Origin of the sequence: Kribbella voronezhensis (assembly GCF_004365175.1) — a bacterium.
GTDB classification, from domain to species: domain Bacteria; phylum Actinomycetota; class Actinomycetes; order Propionibacteriales; family Kribbellaceae; genus Kribbella; species Kribbella voronezhensis.
Genome location: NZ_SOCE01000001.1, coordinates 3,979,052 through 3,994,651, shown reverse-complemented (window position 1 = coordinate 3,994,651; position 15,600 = coordinate 3,979,052). Strand labels below are relative to the sequence as shown.

Annotated in this window: 13 protein-coding genes and 1 tRNA gene; 9 read left to right on the top strand and 5 right to left on the bottom strand. The window is 66.8% G+C overall.

Annotated features, from left to right (window positions below):
- Nucleotides 1-16: 16 nt before the first annotated feature.
- Entirely contained in the window at nt 17-391 is a 375-nt protein-coding gene (locus EV138_RS18480; RefSeq protein WP_133980124.1) for a hypothetical protein, read from the bottom strand.
- A 61-nt stretch (nt 392-452) separates the two neighbouring features.
- Nucleotides 453-1,709, bottom strand: coding sequence for an amidase domain-containing protein (locus EV138_RS18475; protein ID WP_133980123.1), 1,257 nt, complete (start codon nt 1,707-1,709; stop codon nt 453-455).
- A 455-nt stretch (nt 1,710-2,164) separates the two neighbouring features.
- On the opposite strand from EV138_RS18475, the gene EV138_RS18470 reads away from it, so the two are divergent.
- Nucleotides 2,165-4,315 (top strand): (Fe-S)-binding protein, encoded by a 2,151-nt coding sequence (locus EV138_RS18470; RefSeq protein ID WP_133980122.1) that lies wholly within the window; start codon nt 2,165-2,167, stop codon nt 4,313-4,315.
- A gap of 108 nt (nt 4,316-4,423) precedes the next feature.
- The gene (locus EV138_RS18465; RefSeq protein WP_133980121.1) at nt 4,424-5,233 is read left to right on the top strand and encodes an SCO4651 family lipoprotein; all 810 of its coding nucleotides are present in this window, start codon (nt 4,424-4,426) and stop codon (nt 5,231-5,233) included.
- Here the strand turns inward: EV138_RS18465 and EV138_RS18460 are convergent.
- Complete coding sequence (locus EV138_RS18460) at nt 5,230-6,030, bottom strand: SDR family NAD(P)-dependent oxidoreductase (protein ID WP_238158214.1); 801 nt, start codon at nt 6,028-6,030, stop codon at nt 5,230-5,232. The genes EV138_RS18465 and EV138_RS18460 overlap by 4 nt on opposite strands.
- 126 nt (nt 6,031-6,156) lie before the next feature.
- Here EV138_RS18460 and EV138_RS37330 point away from each other — a divergent pair, with 126 nt between their 5' ends.
- From EV138_RS37330 to EV138_RS18435, 5 genes are all read left to right on the top strand, one after another.
- Nucleotides 6,157-6,903: a collagen-like protein gene (locus EV138_RS37330; protein WP_166678633.1), complete on the top strand. Its 747-nt coding sequence runs from the start codon at nt 6,157-6,159 to the stop codon at nt 6,901-6,903.
- Entirely contained in the window at nt 6,900-7,730 is an 831-nt protein-coding gene (locus EV138_RS18450; RefSeq protein WP_133980118.1) for a DUF4097 family beta strand repeat-containing protein, read from the top strand. Before EV138_RS37330 ends, EV138_RS18450 begins: the two co-directional genes overlap by 4 nt.
- Before the next feature lie 38 nt (nt 7,731-7,768).
- On the top strand, nt 7,769-7,987 hold the full coding sequence (locus EV138_RS18445; protein WP_133980117.1) for a hypothetical protein: 219 nt from the start codon (nt 7,769-7,771) through the stop codon (nt 7,985-7,987).
- A 128-nt stretch (nt 7,988-8,115) separates the two neighbouring features.
- Nucleotides 8,116-9,642 (top strand): hypothetical protein, encoded by a 1,527-nt coding sequence (locus EV138_RS18440; RefSeq protein ID WP_133980116.1) that lies wholly within the window; start codon nt 8,116-8,118, stop codon nt 9,640-9,642.
- Nucleotides 9,642-11,123, top strand: a complete 1,482-nt coding sequence (locus EV138_RS18435; protein ID WP_133980115.1) for a hypothetical protein — start codon at nt 9,642-9,644, stop codon at nt 11,121-11,123. Before EV138_RS18440 ends, EV138_RS18435 begins: the two co-directional genes overlap by 1 nt.
- A gap of 59 nt (nt 11,124-11,182) precedes the next feature.
- On the opposite strand, the gene dcd is transcribed toward EV138_RS18435, so the two are convergent.
- Both dcd and EV138_RS18425 read right to left on the bottom strand, forming a co-directional pair.
- A complete protein-coding gene (gene dcd / locus EV138_RS18430; RefSeq protein ID WP_133980114.1) occupies nt 11,183-11,758 on the bottom strand; it encodes a dCTP deaminase in 576 nt (191 codons plus the stop codon).
- 141 nt (nt 11,759-11,899) lie between these two features.
- Entirely contained in the window at nt 11,900-12,340 is a 441-nt protein-coding gene (locus EV138_RS18425; RefSeq protein ID WP_238158213.1) for a MarR family winged helix-turn-helix transcriptional regulator, read from the bottom strand.
- 235 nt (nt 12,341-12,575) lie between these two features.
- On the opposite strand from EV138_RS18425, the gene EV138_RS18420 reads away from it, so the two are divergent.
- Both EV138_RS18420 and EV138_RS18415 read left to right on the top strand, forming a co-directional pair.
- A tRNA-Gly gene (locus tag EV138_RS18420) sits at nt 12,576-12,649 on the top strand.
- A 481-nt stretch (nt 12,650-13,130) separates the two neighbouring features.
- Nucleotides 13,131-15,569 carry a polysaccharide lyase family 8 super-sandwich domain-containing protein gene (locus EV138_RS18415; protein WP_133980113.1) on the top strand — a complete coding sequence of 813 codons (2,439 nt, stop codon included), beginning with the start codon at nt 13,131-13,133 and terminating at the stop codon, nt 15,567-15,569.
- The last annotated feature ends 31 nt before the right edge of the window (nt 15,570-15,600 follow it).

Sequence of the window (15,600 nt, the reverse complement as noted above, 5' to 3'; positions counted from 1 at the left end):
TTGTGTCAGGACGAACTCAGCGATCCGTCCCCGAGCTTGGCCGGGGATTGGCCACTTTGTCACCGAAAGCCGCGTACCAGCGCTGGTCGAGCCGGGTGAGCGACAATGTCAACTCGCGACAGTCGGCCGGGCCCTGCGGAAGGCGGAAATCCGCCCGCGCAGCCTCCGGACCGTAGTCCGAACTGACAGTGACAGCGGCGCTTGCGAAGGCAGGGTTGCCGCACCTGTTGATCAACTGCCGGACCGCATCGGCACGATCGACGAAATTGGGATCCGCCACCGCGAGGAGACGGTCCTCGCTACGGTCCGCTACACCGTTCTGCACCGCCCTGATCAGGGCATCCCTGGACTCCGCCCCACCATGGTCCTGATTCTTCACCACAACGACCACGGTCACTGCTACGGCTGCGAGTACCGCCGCACCGCCGACCAGAACGGGCCGGCGAGCCAACTTAGGTGCGATAGGCATAGTACTTCGCTCCTCTGTTATCTCTGATGATCCAGGTCAGCGGCATATTGTGGACATTGTTCGTATGGTACGTGAGATAGATGTTCCCGGTCGTCTTCAAAGTGACGAACATGGCATGGTCGATGTGGTTGTCCCCGGTCCAGTCCGCCAGCAGCACATCAGAGGCGAGCAGATAATAGACACTGGACAGCCGCGCCGTTCGCTTCGGTGCGAAATGTGAGAAGTTCTCCGCAGCAGACCAGGTATACGTCTGATGGATGCTGTTGTACCACCAGTTGGATCCGCTGGTGTACCAGCCGTAGTCATAAGCCCAGCCGCCACTCTTCAGAGCCTGCGACACGAAATTCGTGCAGTCGGTGGCCCATTTCCGATAGTTGGGGTTGTAATTCTGCCAATACGTATTCGCATAGTTGACCATGCATGAGTAGCAGTAGCTGGCAGTGAGTTGCTGGGTCAGGCCGGAGCTCCCGTCAGTCTTCGGAGGCTCACTCGACGGCAGGCCGTCTTCGGGGGCGTCCGCCGGCAACAGCCCTGGATCCGGCTCCGGAGTTGCGTCCTCGGCCTGGTCAGCTGCTGACAATGTGCTGGTGCCGTAGTTGTACTCGGGAGTGCTGATGTTCGGGGACATGATCGTCGGCAGGGGATTCTGTGTCGGCGGGACGTCGTTGACTAACGTTCCCTGACCGTCAGCCACGGTCTTGACGATCTGCCACTGACCGCCGGCCTCGTCGAAGGTGAAGGTTCTGTCGACGGACTGCTCAGTCGCCGGCGGCGCCTCCGGATCCAGCTTGCGGTCGAATTCGAGCCGTGTGTACTCACGCACCTTTGCCACGATCGTGCCCGGCCCGGATCGCTCGAAGGAGATCGGCGTCACTGTCGTTTGGGAAGCGATCCAGCGCTGCCCATGCTTGGCCAGGTTGATCCGGTTGCTTTCGAGCACCCCATCAGTCCCCTGCACTTTCTGCCGGAGACTGACCGACAGACGATCCGACGACAGATTCTTTGACGCGACCGCACGCCCTCGACCATCCGAAACCACCCGCGACGTCCGGTCCGTCAGATAATTCTTTGCCAGCACCAGCAGTTCGGTTTTCTCCGTCGAGGTGACCGCTGCATCCAGGGTGCTAGGTGCTCTCTCGCCGGCTGCGGTCTGTACTCCCAAGCCGCTGACCACCATTGCAGCCGCGGACGCACCAACCAACATGGCCCGCCCCCTGCCTCCTATGATTCCTAATTTCATAGCCCCTCCTAATGGTCGCTCCCCCGAGCGACGTCGCGAAGCGACGCGAGGCAGGGAAGTTACCCATCTCTCGTTGCGGTCACCAGTGTGTGACGCTCCGATTCCGCTGCAGGTTCATGCAAATATGCTGGCCCGGAGCGAGTGCGTCTCGCAGCGCGTTGACGGCGCAGCGGATCTCGCCTTTGGGGGAGTGCACAGAGGCACCTCGACGACCGCATCGCGTCCAGCTTCGCCATCACCGCTTCCTTCTCCTTGCTTCGGGCAGCGGTTCGCGGGCTTCGGCATGGCGTAGTCCACCGACTTGGCGTGCGCTGCGCAGGCAGCCATGGACTACGGCGACAGCACTCACACGAGCCCTGCCCTCCTCCACGTAGGCAGAGTGAGACGGGACACGCTGGCGTGATGAGGCCCTCACCGACATGACTGACCGGTAACCAACCAATAACATCGCTGGTATGCAGATCCTCGCCATCGTCGTCTCGCTCGCGATCGCCGCTGTCGGCATCGCGCTGTTCGGCAAGACGATCGGGCACATGGTGTCCGTGATCAAGCTCGGTCAGCCGGCCCGCCGGACCGACAACCCGGGGCAGCGCACGGCCACCCTCGCCAAGGAGTCGCTGCTGCACACCCGGATGCTGCAGTGGAGCCACATCGGTGTCCTGCACTGGTTCGTGGCGTTCGGCTTCATCGGGCTGTTCCTCAGCCTGGTGACGGCGTTCGGGCAGTTGTTCTCCGCGCACTGGGTGCTGCCGGTGATCGGCCACTGGTTCGTCTTCGAGTGGGTCAGCGAGTTCCTCACCTGGACCGGTCTGGTCTCGATCGTCGGCCTGATCGCGATCCGGCTGCGCAACCTGCCGAAGGGCGAGAAGGGTCGCTACAGCCGCTTCTTCGGCTCGCGCGCCTGGCAGGCGTACTACGTGGAGTACACGATCCTCGGCGTACTGATCTGCATCCTGTTGCTGCGCGGGCTGGAGTACCAGCTCGGCGAGGCGTCGAAGTTCCACTTCCCGACCACGTTCTTCATCGGCACGTCGCTGTTCGGCGGGCTGTCCGAGCACGGTCTGGAGAACGCGATCTACCTGGTCGCGATGATCAAGATCCTGATCTCGTTCGCCTGGATGATCACGATCTCGCTGAACGCCACGATGGGCGTCGCGTGGCACCGGTTCACCGCCTGGCCGAACATCTGGTTCAAGCGCAAGGCCGACGGCGGTACGGCGCTGGGTGCGCTGCAGCCGATCATGGTCAAGGGCGAGCCGATCGACTTCGAGAACATCGAGGAACTCGACGAGGACGCTGCGCTCGGCGTCGGCAAGATCGAGGACTTCACCTGGAAGGGCCTGCTCGACTTCACCACCTGCACCGAGTGCGGCCGCTGCCAGTCGCAGTGCCCGGCCTGGAACACCGAGAAGCCGCTGTCACCGAAGCTGGTGATGATGAACCTGCGCGAGCACGCGTACGCCAAGGCGCCGTACCTGCTGGCCTCCTCGGACGAAGAACGCCAGTCGCTGCCCGACCTGGTGAAGGCCGAGGTGGAGCGTCCCCTGGTCGGCTCGCCCGATGTCGCCGTGATCGACGAAGAGGCACTGTGGGCCTGTACGTCGTGTGGCGCGTGCGTGCAGCAGTGTCCGGTCGACATCGAGCACGTGGACGCGATCATGGACATGCGCCGCTACCAGGTGCTGATCGAGTCGTCGTTCCCGTCCGAGCTCAACGGGCTGTTCAAGGGCCTGGAGAACAAGGGCAACCCGTGGAACATGAACCCGTCGGGGCGGATGGACTGGGCCAAGGACCTGCCGTTCGAGGTCAAGCAGGTCGGCACCGATGTCGAGACCCTGGCCGAGGTCGAGTACCTGTTCTGGGTCGGCTGCGCCGGTGCCTTCGAGGATCGCGCGAAGAAGACGACGCAGGCCGTCGCGGAGTTGCTGAACATCGCGGGTGTCTCGTTCGCAGTACTGGGCGATGGTGAGACGTGCACCGGTGATCCGGCCCGGCGGGCCGGCAACGAGTTCGTCTTCCAGCAGCTGGCGATGCAGAACGCCGAGGTGTTCAAGGAGACCGGCGCGAAGAAGGTCGTCTCCACCTGCGCGCACTGCTTCAACACCTTGAAGAACGAGTACTCCCAGCTCGGCGTCGAACTCGACGTCATCCACCACACCCAACTGCTGAACCGGCTGGTCCGCGAGGGCAAGCTCACCCCGGTCGCGCCGACCGACAGCGCGCTCAACGGCCAGAAGATCACGTACCACGACCCGTGCTACCTCGGTCGCCACAACCAGGTGTACGACGCCCCGCGTGAACTGCTCGACATCATCCCGGGCGCCGAGTTCGCCGAGATGCCGCGGAACCAGACGAAGTCGTTCTGCTGCGGCGCGGGTGGCGCCCGGATGTGGATGGAGGAGAAGACCGGCAGCCGGATCAACCTGAACCGGACCGACGAGGCCGTCGCGACCGGTGCGGACAAGATCGCCACCGGCTGCCCGTTCTGCCGGGTGATGCTGTCCGACGGCCTGACCGCGAAGCAGGCCGACGGCTCGGCCCGCGAGTCCGTCGAGGTCCAGGACGTCGCCCAGTTGCTGCTCACCTCGGTCAAGCGCGGCAGCTGACTTCCCCTACGGGCATTACTCGTTGCAGGTTGCTGCAAAAACCCTTCCTCTTGGACCGTCCGGGCCGTAGGATCCAGCGGCTCGGGGTCCACTAGGAGGGGTTTTGTCGTGAGGTTTCGTACTCGGGTGGCAGCTGCCGCCATCGCCGTGCCGCTCGCACTCGGCCTGGCTGCCTGCGGGGGCGCCGACAAGAAGGAAGCCACCGGCACGCTGCCGACACCGGTGACCAGCTCGTCGCCGACCGCGCCGGCCACCACCGCACCGCTGAAGGCCGCGCCGGTCGCCCATCTGAACAGGGTCACCTTCGTGCCGGCGATGAACGCGGCGTTCGGCAAGCAGAAGACCTGGCGGACGGTCGCCACGATGACCGCCGAAGGCCGGACGGTGATGACGATGAGCGGCTACCAGCAGGCCAAGCCGCTGGCTGCCTCGCTGGAGATGAGCGGCCTCGCGTTCCAGGGCAAGACCGCGAAGATGGTCGTGGTCGGCGGGATGCTCTACATGTCGATGCCCGGGGTCAGCCCGGCCGGAAAGTTCCTGAAGGTCGACCTCAAGAACACGCCGGGCGCGGAGAACTTCAGCGAGCTGCTGAACGGCGGCGACCCGACCAAGACCTTCGAAGCGTTCGGCAAGGGCCTGCAGACGGTGAAGTTCGTCCGGTCGGAGACCGTCGACGGCGTGAAGCTCGACCGCTACCAGGTGAGCGTCAACACCGCCGCGGTCCTCAAGCTCCAGGGCAAGAAGCTGCCCGCCGGCGCTCCGAAGACGCTGCCGTACACGGTGTGGATGGGCCCGGATCACCTCGTGCGCAAGATGACGTTCAACCTGCAGGGCGTCAGCATGGTGATGACCATGAGCGAGTACAACCACCCGGTCAGCATCAAGGCGCCGCCGGCGAGCAAGATCGTCAAGCGCTAGCGCAGGTACGAGGCGCCGTTGAAGTCGAGGACGGCGCCGCTGGACCAGGTGGCGGCCGGGGAGGCGAGCCAGACGATCGCGTCGGCGACCTCCTCGGCGGTCGCGACCCGGCCGTACGGGCTCTGCGCCCGGATCGCGTCGCCGCCTGGTCCCGCCAGCAACTGTTCGGTCATGTCGGTCGCGATGAAGCCGGGCGCGATTGACGTCACGGTGATGTCATGTGGCGCCAACGACACCGCCAGCGACTGCCCCAGGGCGTGCAGACCCGCCTTGGCCGCTCCGTACGCCGGTACGTCCGGCTCGCCGCGATAGGCGCCGCGAGACCCGACATTCACGATGGCACCCCTTTTGACGCCATCGGCCGGCGCTACGTCGAGCATCTGCCGGGCGACGCACCAGGTGAGGTGCGCGGCCCCTTCGAGGTTCACCGCCAGCGTCCTGCGCCAGGCCGCGACCCACTCGTCGTACGACGTGTCCGCGAGCGGGTGCCCGATCCGGCGGGACCCGGCGACGGGCTCCTCGACGTACAGGGCCGCATTGTTCACCAGGACGTCGATGCGGCCGAGCGATGTGGCCGATTCTTCAACCAGGGCAGGGATTCCGGCCGGATCGCCGACATCACCGGTGACGACGGAATGACCGTCGCCAGGCAGCTGAGCCAGTACTGCGCGGGCCTCGTCGACAGCGCTGCGGCAATGCAGCACGACCCGGTCTCCGGCCGCCGCGAAAGCCTTCGCCGTGGCCGCCCCGACTCCTCGCGACGCCCCGGTGACGAGCACTCCTCTGGACACACTCACAACGCACTCCTCGCCTCGGTGAACCCTCATTCTGCCGCACCCGGAACCCACCTTGACGGCACGATGGCGGCGTCATGACATCACAATGGGTTGACAGTGACGTCATCGTGACGTCAGTATTGCGTCATGGAACTTGACCACTACCTCGAGTCGGTCCGCCGTAGCGTGGAGAACGCCACCGCACTGGCCGACGACCAAACCCGCTCCGTGGCCCAGCGCCTCGGTGCCACGCTGGATGACGCGGGCCGCCTGGCCCTCATCTCAGCCCTGTCCGACGCCGCCGGTGAGATCAGCCGTGAGCTGTCGCCCGGTTCGGTCGAGCTCCGGATGGCCGGTGGCCGTCCCGAGTTCGTGGTCACGCCGGCTCCGAGCCAGCTGACCAGCTCCGACGACGACCTGGACGACGAGGCCGCCGACCGCGAGGCCGTCGCCGAGGAGATCGCCCCGGACGCCGACGAGCCGACCGCGCGGATCACGCTGCGCCTGCCGGTCTCGGTGAAGAACAAGGTGGACGAAGCCGCCGCGACCGAGGGCATCTCCTCGAACGCCTGGCTGATGCGCACCGTGATGACCGCGCTGACCGGCGATCGTGGCCGCCGCGGTGGCCCCCGGCCGCCCCGCCCGCCGCGCGCACCGCGAGGCGGCTTCTTCGGCCCCGACGGTCCGCTCGGACCGGACGGCCCGCTGGGACCCGACGGAGTCTTCGGCCCGGACGGTGTGTTCGGACCTGACGGCCCGTTCGGACCCGACGGCGTCTTCGGCGAGCGCGACAAGCGCGGCGACCGCGACCGGCGGCGCGACGGCCGCCGGGACAACCACGGACGCCGCGGTGGACGCGGTCCGGGCCAGCAGATGACGGGGTGGGCACAATGAGCGGCTTCCATTCGCAGGTGGTCGCCGAGCCGGGCGAGATCGACAGCGTCCGGATCGACATCGGCGCCGGCCTGGTGGAGATCCTCCCGGTCGACGGCGACAAGACCCTGGTGTCGGTGGACACCGACGAAGGCGACGAGGAGAGCGTCTGGTTCGAGGTCGTCAACAGCGAACTGGTCGTCGAGGCGCCCCGCAACGTCCGCCGCGGGCCGGAGATCCGGGTCCGGATCCAGACGCCGGAACAGTTGATCACCCGGATCAAGACCGGTTCGGGCGACATCATCGCCAGCACCACGCTGGGCGAGTCGCGGTTGTCGACCGGCTCCGGCGAGATCCAGCTCGACCGGGTCGAGGGCAGCCTCGGCGCGAACACCGGCAGCGGCGAGCTCCGGGTCCGGTACGCCGGTGGCCCGGTCCGCGCCAAGACCGGCTCCGGCGCGATCGACATCGGCGAGGCCGCCGACTCCCTCGGCCTGAGCACCGGATCGGGCGACATCCGGATCGGCGACGCGGCCGGTCCCACCACCGTCAAGGTCGGCTCCGGCGACATCACCATCGAGCGGATCCGGGACCACTCGGTCGCCACTTCCGGCTCCGGTGACGTCACGGTCGAGCTCGCCGACGGGCCGAGCGTCCGGGCCGAGACCGCCCGCGGCGACGTGCACATCGGCGTACCGGACGGCGTACCGACCTATCTGGACCTGAAGACGGTCACCGGTGAGATCCGGTGCGACCTGGAAGCCGGCGAGCGGCCGGCCGAGGGCGAGCGCTCGCTGATCCTGCGGGCCCGCACCGTCTCCGGCGACATCACCGTCGTCCGGGTCTGAACCACCCACCAGCAAACCTCTGTGAAGGAGAAACCGCCATGATCACCGAACACCAAGAGGTCGCCCGGCACCGGGTCGCCGAGCAGATCAGGACCGCCGAATTACGGGCCCTACGCAACGAACAGCGCGACGCGCTGCGCGCCGAGGGCGAGCCCGCCGGCCCGCGGCACGAGCTCGCCGGAGTACTGCGCCGGCTGGCCGACCGCCTCGAACCGCAGCCCCGCCACCGCCGTACCGGCCTGTCCGTGGTCCGGTGAGATCGATGACTTATCAGGCACTTTGCAGCTTGCTGCAACGCCTCGGCCTCCTCACCTCCCCGACCCGCTGACGCTGCTAGGTTTTGGCCGTCCTGTGGTTCAAGACTCTTGGGGAAGAGAGAGATCCGATGGTGTTGCGCTCGCTGGCCGCCGCCACCGCAGCAGTCGTCCTGCTGGCCGGTTGCAGTGGGGGTGACGACAAATCCGCAGACACCTCGAAGGACGGCGCGAGCCAGACTCCCGGTACGCCGAGTGCGCCGGCCCTCACGCCCTACGACCCGCCGAAGGCCTTCGAAGCCACCTACGCGTACTCCCTGCCCGAGGTGAAGGGGCACAGCTCGTTCAAGCCCGAGGTCGCCATGGTCGGCTCGACCGCCGTGGCGAACAGCCTCCGCGGTGTCGACGGCCAGAACGTCGCCGGGCCGGCCAAGCCCTGGCAGACCCTGGCCACCGACACCACCGACGGCAGCGTCGTGATCAACGACGCGTCGGTCCCGGTCGCCGTCCAACTCGACGGTAAGCCGGCCGTCGCGGTCGCCTACTACCAGCGGGTCAAGGGCGCCGGAACGGCGAAGCCAGGGGTCTCGGTGCTGTTCCGCTGGCTCGACCCGGCCGACGGCAAGCCGTTGTCGGAGGCAACCTTCGACGTGACGGCACTGCTCGGGGACAACGAGGTGAACAGCGGCCTGCCCGGCGGCTTCACCAATCTGACCTTCGATCCGGCCACCGGACAGGTGGCGGTCGGTGTCGCGCCGACCAGCATGATCGGCGCCAAGTCCGGCGTCGTCACCGTGATCGCCGACCCGGCCACCAAGAAGGCCGTCGGCCTGCCGTTCATGCGGCCGGCCGGGCTCAGCAAGGGCGTCCTGGTCGGTACGCAGGGCAAGGAGAACACGCGGCGCACGGTGGCCCTCGTCGACGCCGCCACCGGGCGCATCACCAAGTCGGGTCTGCTGCCCGGGCTGGAAGGGCTGACGCCGACCGGCGCCAACGGCGGCAGGTACGTCTACCTGTACGGCCAGAAGTACGACAAGAGCATCGGCTACGCCGGTGACTACATCGGCTACTTCTACGCCGTCGACCCGGCGACCGGCGCTGTCGTCCAGACCAGGACCGCCGTCAAGAAGACCCAGTACCTGCAGAACTACAGCTGCTTCGCCGACGGCCAGAAGACGGTCGTCTGCACGGCCGACCAGCCCGGAGCGGCGGAGCCGGAGATCGTCGGCTTCGACGACACCACAGGTAAGAAGATCTGGGGCTTCACCGGCGCGAGCGCGGGCCGGGTGGTGCCCGAGGTGACTGCGGCGTTCCACGGCGTCCTCTACGCCACCGCCGAAAGCAAGCCGGTGCTGGTGAACGCGTTGACCGGCCAGGACATCCCCACTCCGACGCCGACCGTCCCGACCGGCGCGGACACCGGCGGCCCGACCGGCACACCTGGCGAGACGCCGAGCGAGGACCCGACGCCGACCGATGGCAACACCGACTACAGCTCGCCCTCCGGCGACAGTTCCGGCGCCCCCGTTGCCGCCCAACCGGCCAACAAGCTCCAATCGCCACAGAGCGTCTCCGAGTACGGCGGCGTCTACCTCGCCGAGCCGGAGCTGAGCGACGACTTCAGCGGCACCCTGCAGATCCTGAAGGCGGTCGGCTGATGCCAGACCTGCGCGTACTGCGGCCGCTGATCACGGCGACTGTCGCACTCACCCTGCTGGCCGGCTGCGGCGGCGGTGACGACAACGACAAGGCCACCGACAAGCCGTCCGACGGCGGATCATCGGCGTCGGAGGATCCGTCCGGGCCGGCCTTGGCGACGTTCGACCAGCCCAAGGCGTTCGCACCGGTCGCGGCCTTGGCCAAGGGCGGTGTCGCCGGAATGCCGAATCTCTACTACACCGAGGCCGGCATGGTCGGTAAGACCGCGCTGTACGGGCTGCGCACCGGCCTGGCGGGCAACACCCTCGACGCGAACAGCTGGGAGGTTCCGTCCGCCAAGGACTCGACCACGAAGACCACCGACCTCACCGCGCCGATGGCCGTGCAGCTGGACGGCAAAGAGGTCGTTGCGATCGCGTACAAGCAGGTCGTCGAAGGCGGCGGGACGCAGAAGTCGCACGACCAGGTGAGCTTCCAGTGGATCGATCCGGCCGAAGGAGACGTCCTGGCCACCGCCGTCGCCGATCTGAGCACCCTGCTCGGGCCCGGCAACAGCAGCTCCGGCCTCGGCAATCCGGCCTACGACCCGGCGACCGGCCAGATCGTGGTCAGCCTCCAGGCCCAGTACGACGAAGCCGCACCGTCGAAGGTCCGCGACTTCTCTGTGTTCGCCGACCCGGCGACCAAGAAGGCCACCACGATCCCGGCGATCCGCGCGGCCGGCGTACTGAACGGCGTCGTCGTCGGCGTCAAGGGCAGCCAGCAGGAAGGCGCGAAGGACAACGCGATCGTCCAGGCCGACGGTGTCACCGGAGCCGTCAAGAAGACCGTGCCGGTGCCGGCGATGAACTACTTGACCCCGACCGGTTCGGGCGGCAAGCACGCCTACTTCGCGGGCACCGGATCCGTGGCCGGCGCCAAGGACGACGCCGATCATGCGAACGCGATCTACGCCGCCGACATCGCGACCGGGGAAGTGGTCGAGAACAAGTTGCCGCCCTCGGGGGACTCCAACGAGGCGACCTGCTTCTCCGACCATGTGGCTGCCGTGGTCTGCAACCGCTCGCTGGGTGATCAGAAGACTGCCATCTCCGGGTTCGACGATGCGACCGGGAAGCTGGCCTGGGGCTACGACTCGTCGTCGAACCGGCTGGTCCCGAAGATCACCACGATCTACAACGGGCTGGTCTACGGGCAGGCCGACAGCCAGCCGGCGATCCTGGACGCGAAGACCGGCCAGGACGTCGTCGTCCCGAGCGCAACACCCAGCGCGACTCCGACGGCCGGGACGACACCCGACGACACGTCGTCGTCCGGCATCGGGAACGTCGGCGGTTGGGGTGACACTTCACTGCTGTCCGGCAACCAACTGTCGCCGGTGATGGTCTCGAAGTACGGCAGCGTTTATCTGCAGGAGCCCGGCAACAAGGCGACTCTCACGACCGAGAAGATCCTGGTGGTCCAGAAGGCCATCGGCTGATCGTCGACGGCTGAGAGGGCCCGGTGCGGATCTCCGCGCCGGGCCTTCGGCGTACCGGCTCAGATGTCGGTGCGGTGGAAGTTCTTGTACGAGCGCGACGGCGTCGGGCCGCGTTGTCCCTGGTACCGCGAGCCGTACTTCTCCGAGCCGTACGGGTGCTCGGCGGGTGAGGACAGCCGGAAGAAACACAGCTGGCCGATCTTCATGCCGGGCCAGAGTTTGATCGGCAGCGTCGCCACGTTCGACAGTTCCAGCGTCACGTGCCCGGAGAAGCCGGGGTCGATGAAACCGGCGGTGGAGTGGGTGAGCAGGCCGAGCCGGCCGAGCGAGGACTTGCCCTCGAGCCGCGCCGCCACGTCGTCGGGCAGCGTGACCAGCTCGTACGTCGAGCCGAGCACGAACTCGCCGGGGTGCAGGATGAACGGTTCCTCACCCTCGGGCTCGACCATCCGGGTCAGGTCGGGCTGCTCCTCGGCCGGGTCGATGTGCGGGTACCGATGGTTCTCGAACACCCGGAAGAAGCGGTCCAGCCGTACGTCGACGCTCGACGGCTGCACCATCGCAGCATCGAACGGGTCCAGCTGGACCCGCTTCGCGTCGATCTCGGCCAAGATGTCACGGTCGGAGAGCAGCACAAACGCAACCTACCGCAGCAAGCCGTCGTTGCGCCCGCCCCCGTCCTGCCTGGCACGGTCACAGCCGCCACAGGCCCGAAGATGGCCCTCCGGAGCCCTCAGCTCCCCGGATCGCCCCAGCTACGGGCCTTTGGCAACGGATCAGCCGGACAGCTTGTTGAACTTCGACACCTGGCTGGCGAACGTCTTCACCTGGGCCGGCGACCAGTCCTTGAGCAGGTCCTCGATCACCTTGTGCCGCTTCTTCCGCGCGGCCGCCAGCTTGCGCTTGCCGTTGGCGGTCAGCGTCAGCAGAGTCGCGCGGGCGTCGGACTTGTCCGCGGCCCGCTTCAGCAGGCCTTCCTCCTCCAGTCGCGCGCAGGCCCGGCTGACCGGTCCCTTGTCCACCTCGAGTGCCGCCACCAGATCCGCCATCCGCACCGGCGCCAGGTCCTCGACGTGGTTCAGCAATGCGTACTGCGCCGGCTCCAGGTCCGGATGTGCCTCGTCGGACAGCGTCCGCTGCAGACCACGCAGCCGGCGCGCCAACGTGACGAGCTCCTTCTCCAGGTTCTCCAGCGCGTCGTTGGTCTCAGTTGCCACCTGTTCACCCCTTCTTTTCAGTTGCCCCGCAACCATCTTGTCCGGTCCCGGCAGGGACCGCATCCTCACGTTGCGTCGAATGTTGCCCCCGGCAACGCGTTCTAATCTGCCAGATGTTGACCCGCCTGCCCAGTCCTGGGCGAGCCCTTTGTGGAAAACTCCCCCAGAACCCCCCGTGCAAACCGCCCGCGGCCTCAGGTATGATCCTGCGGTCTGCTGGTTCACGGCCAGCTCGGCGGGTGTAGTTCAATGGCAGAACATCAGCTTCCCAAGCTGACAGTGCGAGTTCGATTCTCGTCACCCGCTCCACCAAAACCCCAGGTCAGGACCAACTCCCCGACCTGGGGTTTCGCCGTCTCCGGGCCACCGTCGCCCGAAACCTTCGACCGCCGACCTACCACTCCTTGGCGCCAGGTCCCCCGCGAAGGTGCCCCACAGGTTCTGACATTCCGGCGCCTAGCCACCGTCGAACTGCACCCGGTCGTCCGGCGTCTTCAGCAACACAACTGACACCAGAACGTTGACCCCCGCAACGGACAACCGCTGAACACGCGCACATCTGATTTCGATTCCACATGAAGCGCAAAACACGTCCGGATATCGTCCAGCACGATCTCGTTGCCGACACCGAGATCGTCGTGAACTTCTTGTTCTGCGTCCCCCAGGACGGATGCTGCCTCGAGGACGACGGGCGGCTGCGGACAGGCGGGCTGGGATTGGCGGTTGCCGTAAGTTAGTTTCGGCTGGTTGACTCGGGGGGTGAGGTTTTCCCTTTCGCCCGGGAGTGCCAGTGGAGATCACGCGTCGCCGCCTGTTGTCGTTCGTTCCCGCTGCCGCGCTGGTGAGCGCGGTTCGGCCTGGTGAGGCGATCGCCGCCGGTCTGGACGAGCCGCCAGGGGAAGCAAGGCTGCTCGACAATGCCATCGCGATCTTCGCCGGCACCGCGGAGTCGAACGCGCGGCCGGAGGTTGCCGCCAAGGTCGCGGCGATCGATCAGACGGCGCGCACCTGGCTCAGCGCGATGGACCGAGCCCAGTCGGGCGAGCTCTTCGCCGGCCTCCCCCTCGGCACCAGCGACCCCAACCTCAGCGCGTCGTACCAGCACCTCTACGAGATCGCGCTCGCCACCCGACGCCCCGGCCCGGCGTCGGAGCTGCAGGGCAACGCCGAGGTACGAACGCGGTTGCTCGACAAGCTCGCGTGGTTGCACACGAACTACTACGGCGACCAGACGAAGGGGTACTACGGCAACTGGTTCACCTGGGAGATCGGCATTTCGACGTACGTCGGTCGCACGCTCGCCCTGCTGGATGCGCCGCGCGACCTGATCACGACGTACGTCGCGTCGATGGACGCCTATCTGCGCAACGGGACGAACGGCGACGTGAATCTCGACTCCCGCTTCCACACCGGCGCGAACCTTGCCGACATCACCACCAACCGGGTGATCCAGGGCGCGCTGCTCGAGGACGACGCGCGGATCCGGAAGGCGTTGCAGGATCAGTTCACGGTCTTCGCGACCATCGACCCGTACGACCTGCAGCACGGCGTCACCGACGGGTACTACGCGGACGGCTCGTTCATTCAGCACGACTCGGTCGCGTACACCGGGTCGTACGGCAAGGGCCTGCTCAGCCGGGTCGTGCAGACGATCAAGATGCTCGACGGCACCGGCTACGCGCAGAGCGGCGACCTGGTCGGTATCGTCCAGGGCTGGGTGGTGAACGGCTTCGCGCCGTTGATCTTCGAGGGCTGGATGATGGAGATCGTCAAGGGCCGTGCGGTCAGCCGGACCACCACCGGGTACGACGACGTCGCGGTCGTGGTGGAGGCGATCGTCGACCTCTCCGACTACGCCGCGGCCGCGGATGCCGCGTTGCTCAAGGGCTACGTCAAGTTCACCGCCCGGCCGACGCTGAACCCGAACAGCTTCGTCTCCCCCGTCAGCGTGGCGCGCTTCGCCGACATCATCAGCGACCCCGCAGTACAGGCTGCTGATCTCAATCCAGCGGCCAGCAGTGTCGCCTTCAACGCTATGGATCGGACCGTGCACAGGCGACCCGGGTTCGCGTTCGCGTTGGCGCGCAGTTCGGACCGGATCAGCAAGTACGAGTACATGAGCGGCGAGAACCTGATGCCGTGGTTCCAGGGCGACGGCGCGCACTACCTCTACCTGTCGGGCCAGGACCAGACGAAGTCCTTCGGTGTCGACTACTTCACCACCGTCTCGCCCTACGCCCTCGGCGGCGTCACTGCACCAGTAGAAGAGCGCCGCACGATCCCGGAGCTCTGCGGCACGCAGTACTACGACAACCCGCCTGTCTTCACCGCTTCCTCCGAAGCGCAGAACACCTACGTCTACTTCCCACGCGGAACCAACCAGTACTCCGGTGGCGCGACCCTCGGTGCGTACGGGGCCGCCGGGTGGATCCAGTCCGACGACGTCGCGTACGCCGAGCGCGACTCGCTGCCGGACGACTTCGTGGTCTACCGCAACGCGCGGTCCACCAAGTCGTGGTTCATGCTCGACGAGGAGATCGTCGTACTCGCGGCCGGCATCGGTGACGACACCAGAGCCGTCACGACGTCCCTGGACGCTCGCATAGCAGCACCGACGGACCAGGTAGTAGTCACTCGCGACGCGAGGTGGCTGCGCTACGCCAACGTCACCGCAGGCACCTCTGTCGGCTACTACTTGCTTGCCCCCAGCGACGTGACCACAGACCTCACAGACGTCACCCGAAGCCGCCGCGTGATCCGTGCGACCAACCCGGACACCGCGGTGACGAAGAAGGTCTTCACCCTCACCTCTGCCAGTACTGCGCTCGCCTACGCCCTCGTCCCCAACGCAACCGAGGCGCGACTACGCACCTACGCGCACGGCAGGCTTCTGCTGCTCTCCAACACGAAACGGCTCCAGGCGATCCGCCACACCACCTTGAACCTCACTGCCGCCAACGCCTTTACACCAGGACGCCACGCCCTCCCAGGCCTCACCATCGACGGCCCGGCTTCGGTCCTGACCCAGCGACACCCGGACCGCAGCACCACGGTCGCCGTCTCCGACCCCACGATGAGGCGAGCCACCATCACCACAACACTCACCGGCCAATGGCTGCACAAGGTCTCCGGCGACGCCACGGTCACCCACACCGTCACCGGCACCCGCCTGACGTACAACACCAACCACACCTACGGCCGCACGCTCTCAACGATCCTGCGGTCCTGACACCGCGCGTCGACCCACGCGCGTGACATCG

Coding starts and splice junctions, on each gene's coding strand:
- EV138_RS18475 (WP_133980123.1), bottom strand. CDS start 1,709: ATGAAATTAGGAATCATAGGAGGCAGGGGGCGGGCCATGTTGGTTGGT.
- EV138_RS18470 (WP_133980122.1), top strand. CDS start 2,165: ATGCAGATCCTCGCCATCGTCGTCTCGCTCGCGATCGCCGCTGTCGGC.
- EV138_RS37330 (WP_166678633.1), top strand. CDS start 6,157: ATGGAACTTGACCACTACCTCGAGTCGGTCCGCCGTAGCGTGGAGAAC.
- EV138_RS18450 (WP_133980118.1), top strand. CDS start 6,900: ATGAGCGGCTTCCATTCGCAGGTGGTCGCCGAGCCGGGCGAGATCGAC.
- EV138_RS18445 (WP_133980117.1), top strand. CDS start 7,769: ATGATCACCGAACACCAAGAGGTCGCCCGGCACCGGGTCGCCGAGCAG.
- EV138_RS18440 (WP_133980116.1), top strand. CDS start 8,116: ATGGTGTTGCGCTCGCTGGCCGCCGCCACCGCAGCAGTCGTCCTGCTG.
- EV138_RS18435 (WP_133980115.1), top strand. CDS start 9,642: ATGCCAGACCTGCGCGTACTGCGGCCGCTGATCACGGCGACTGTCGCA.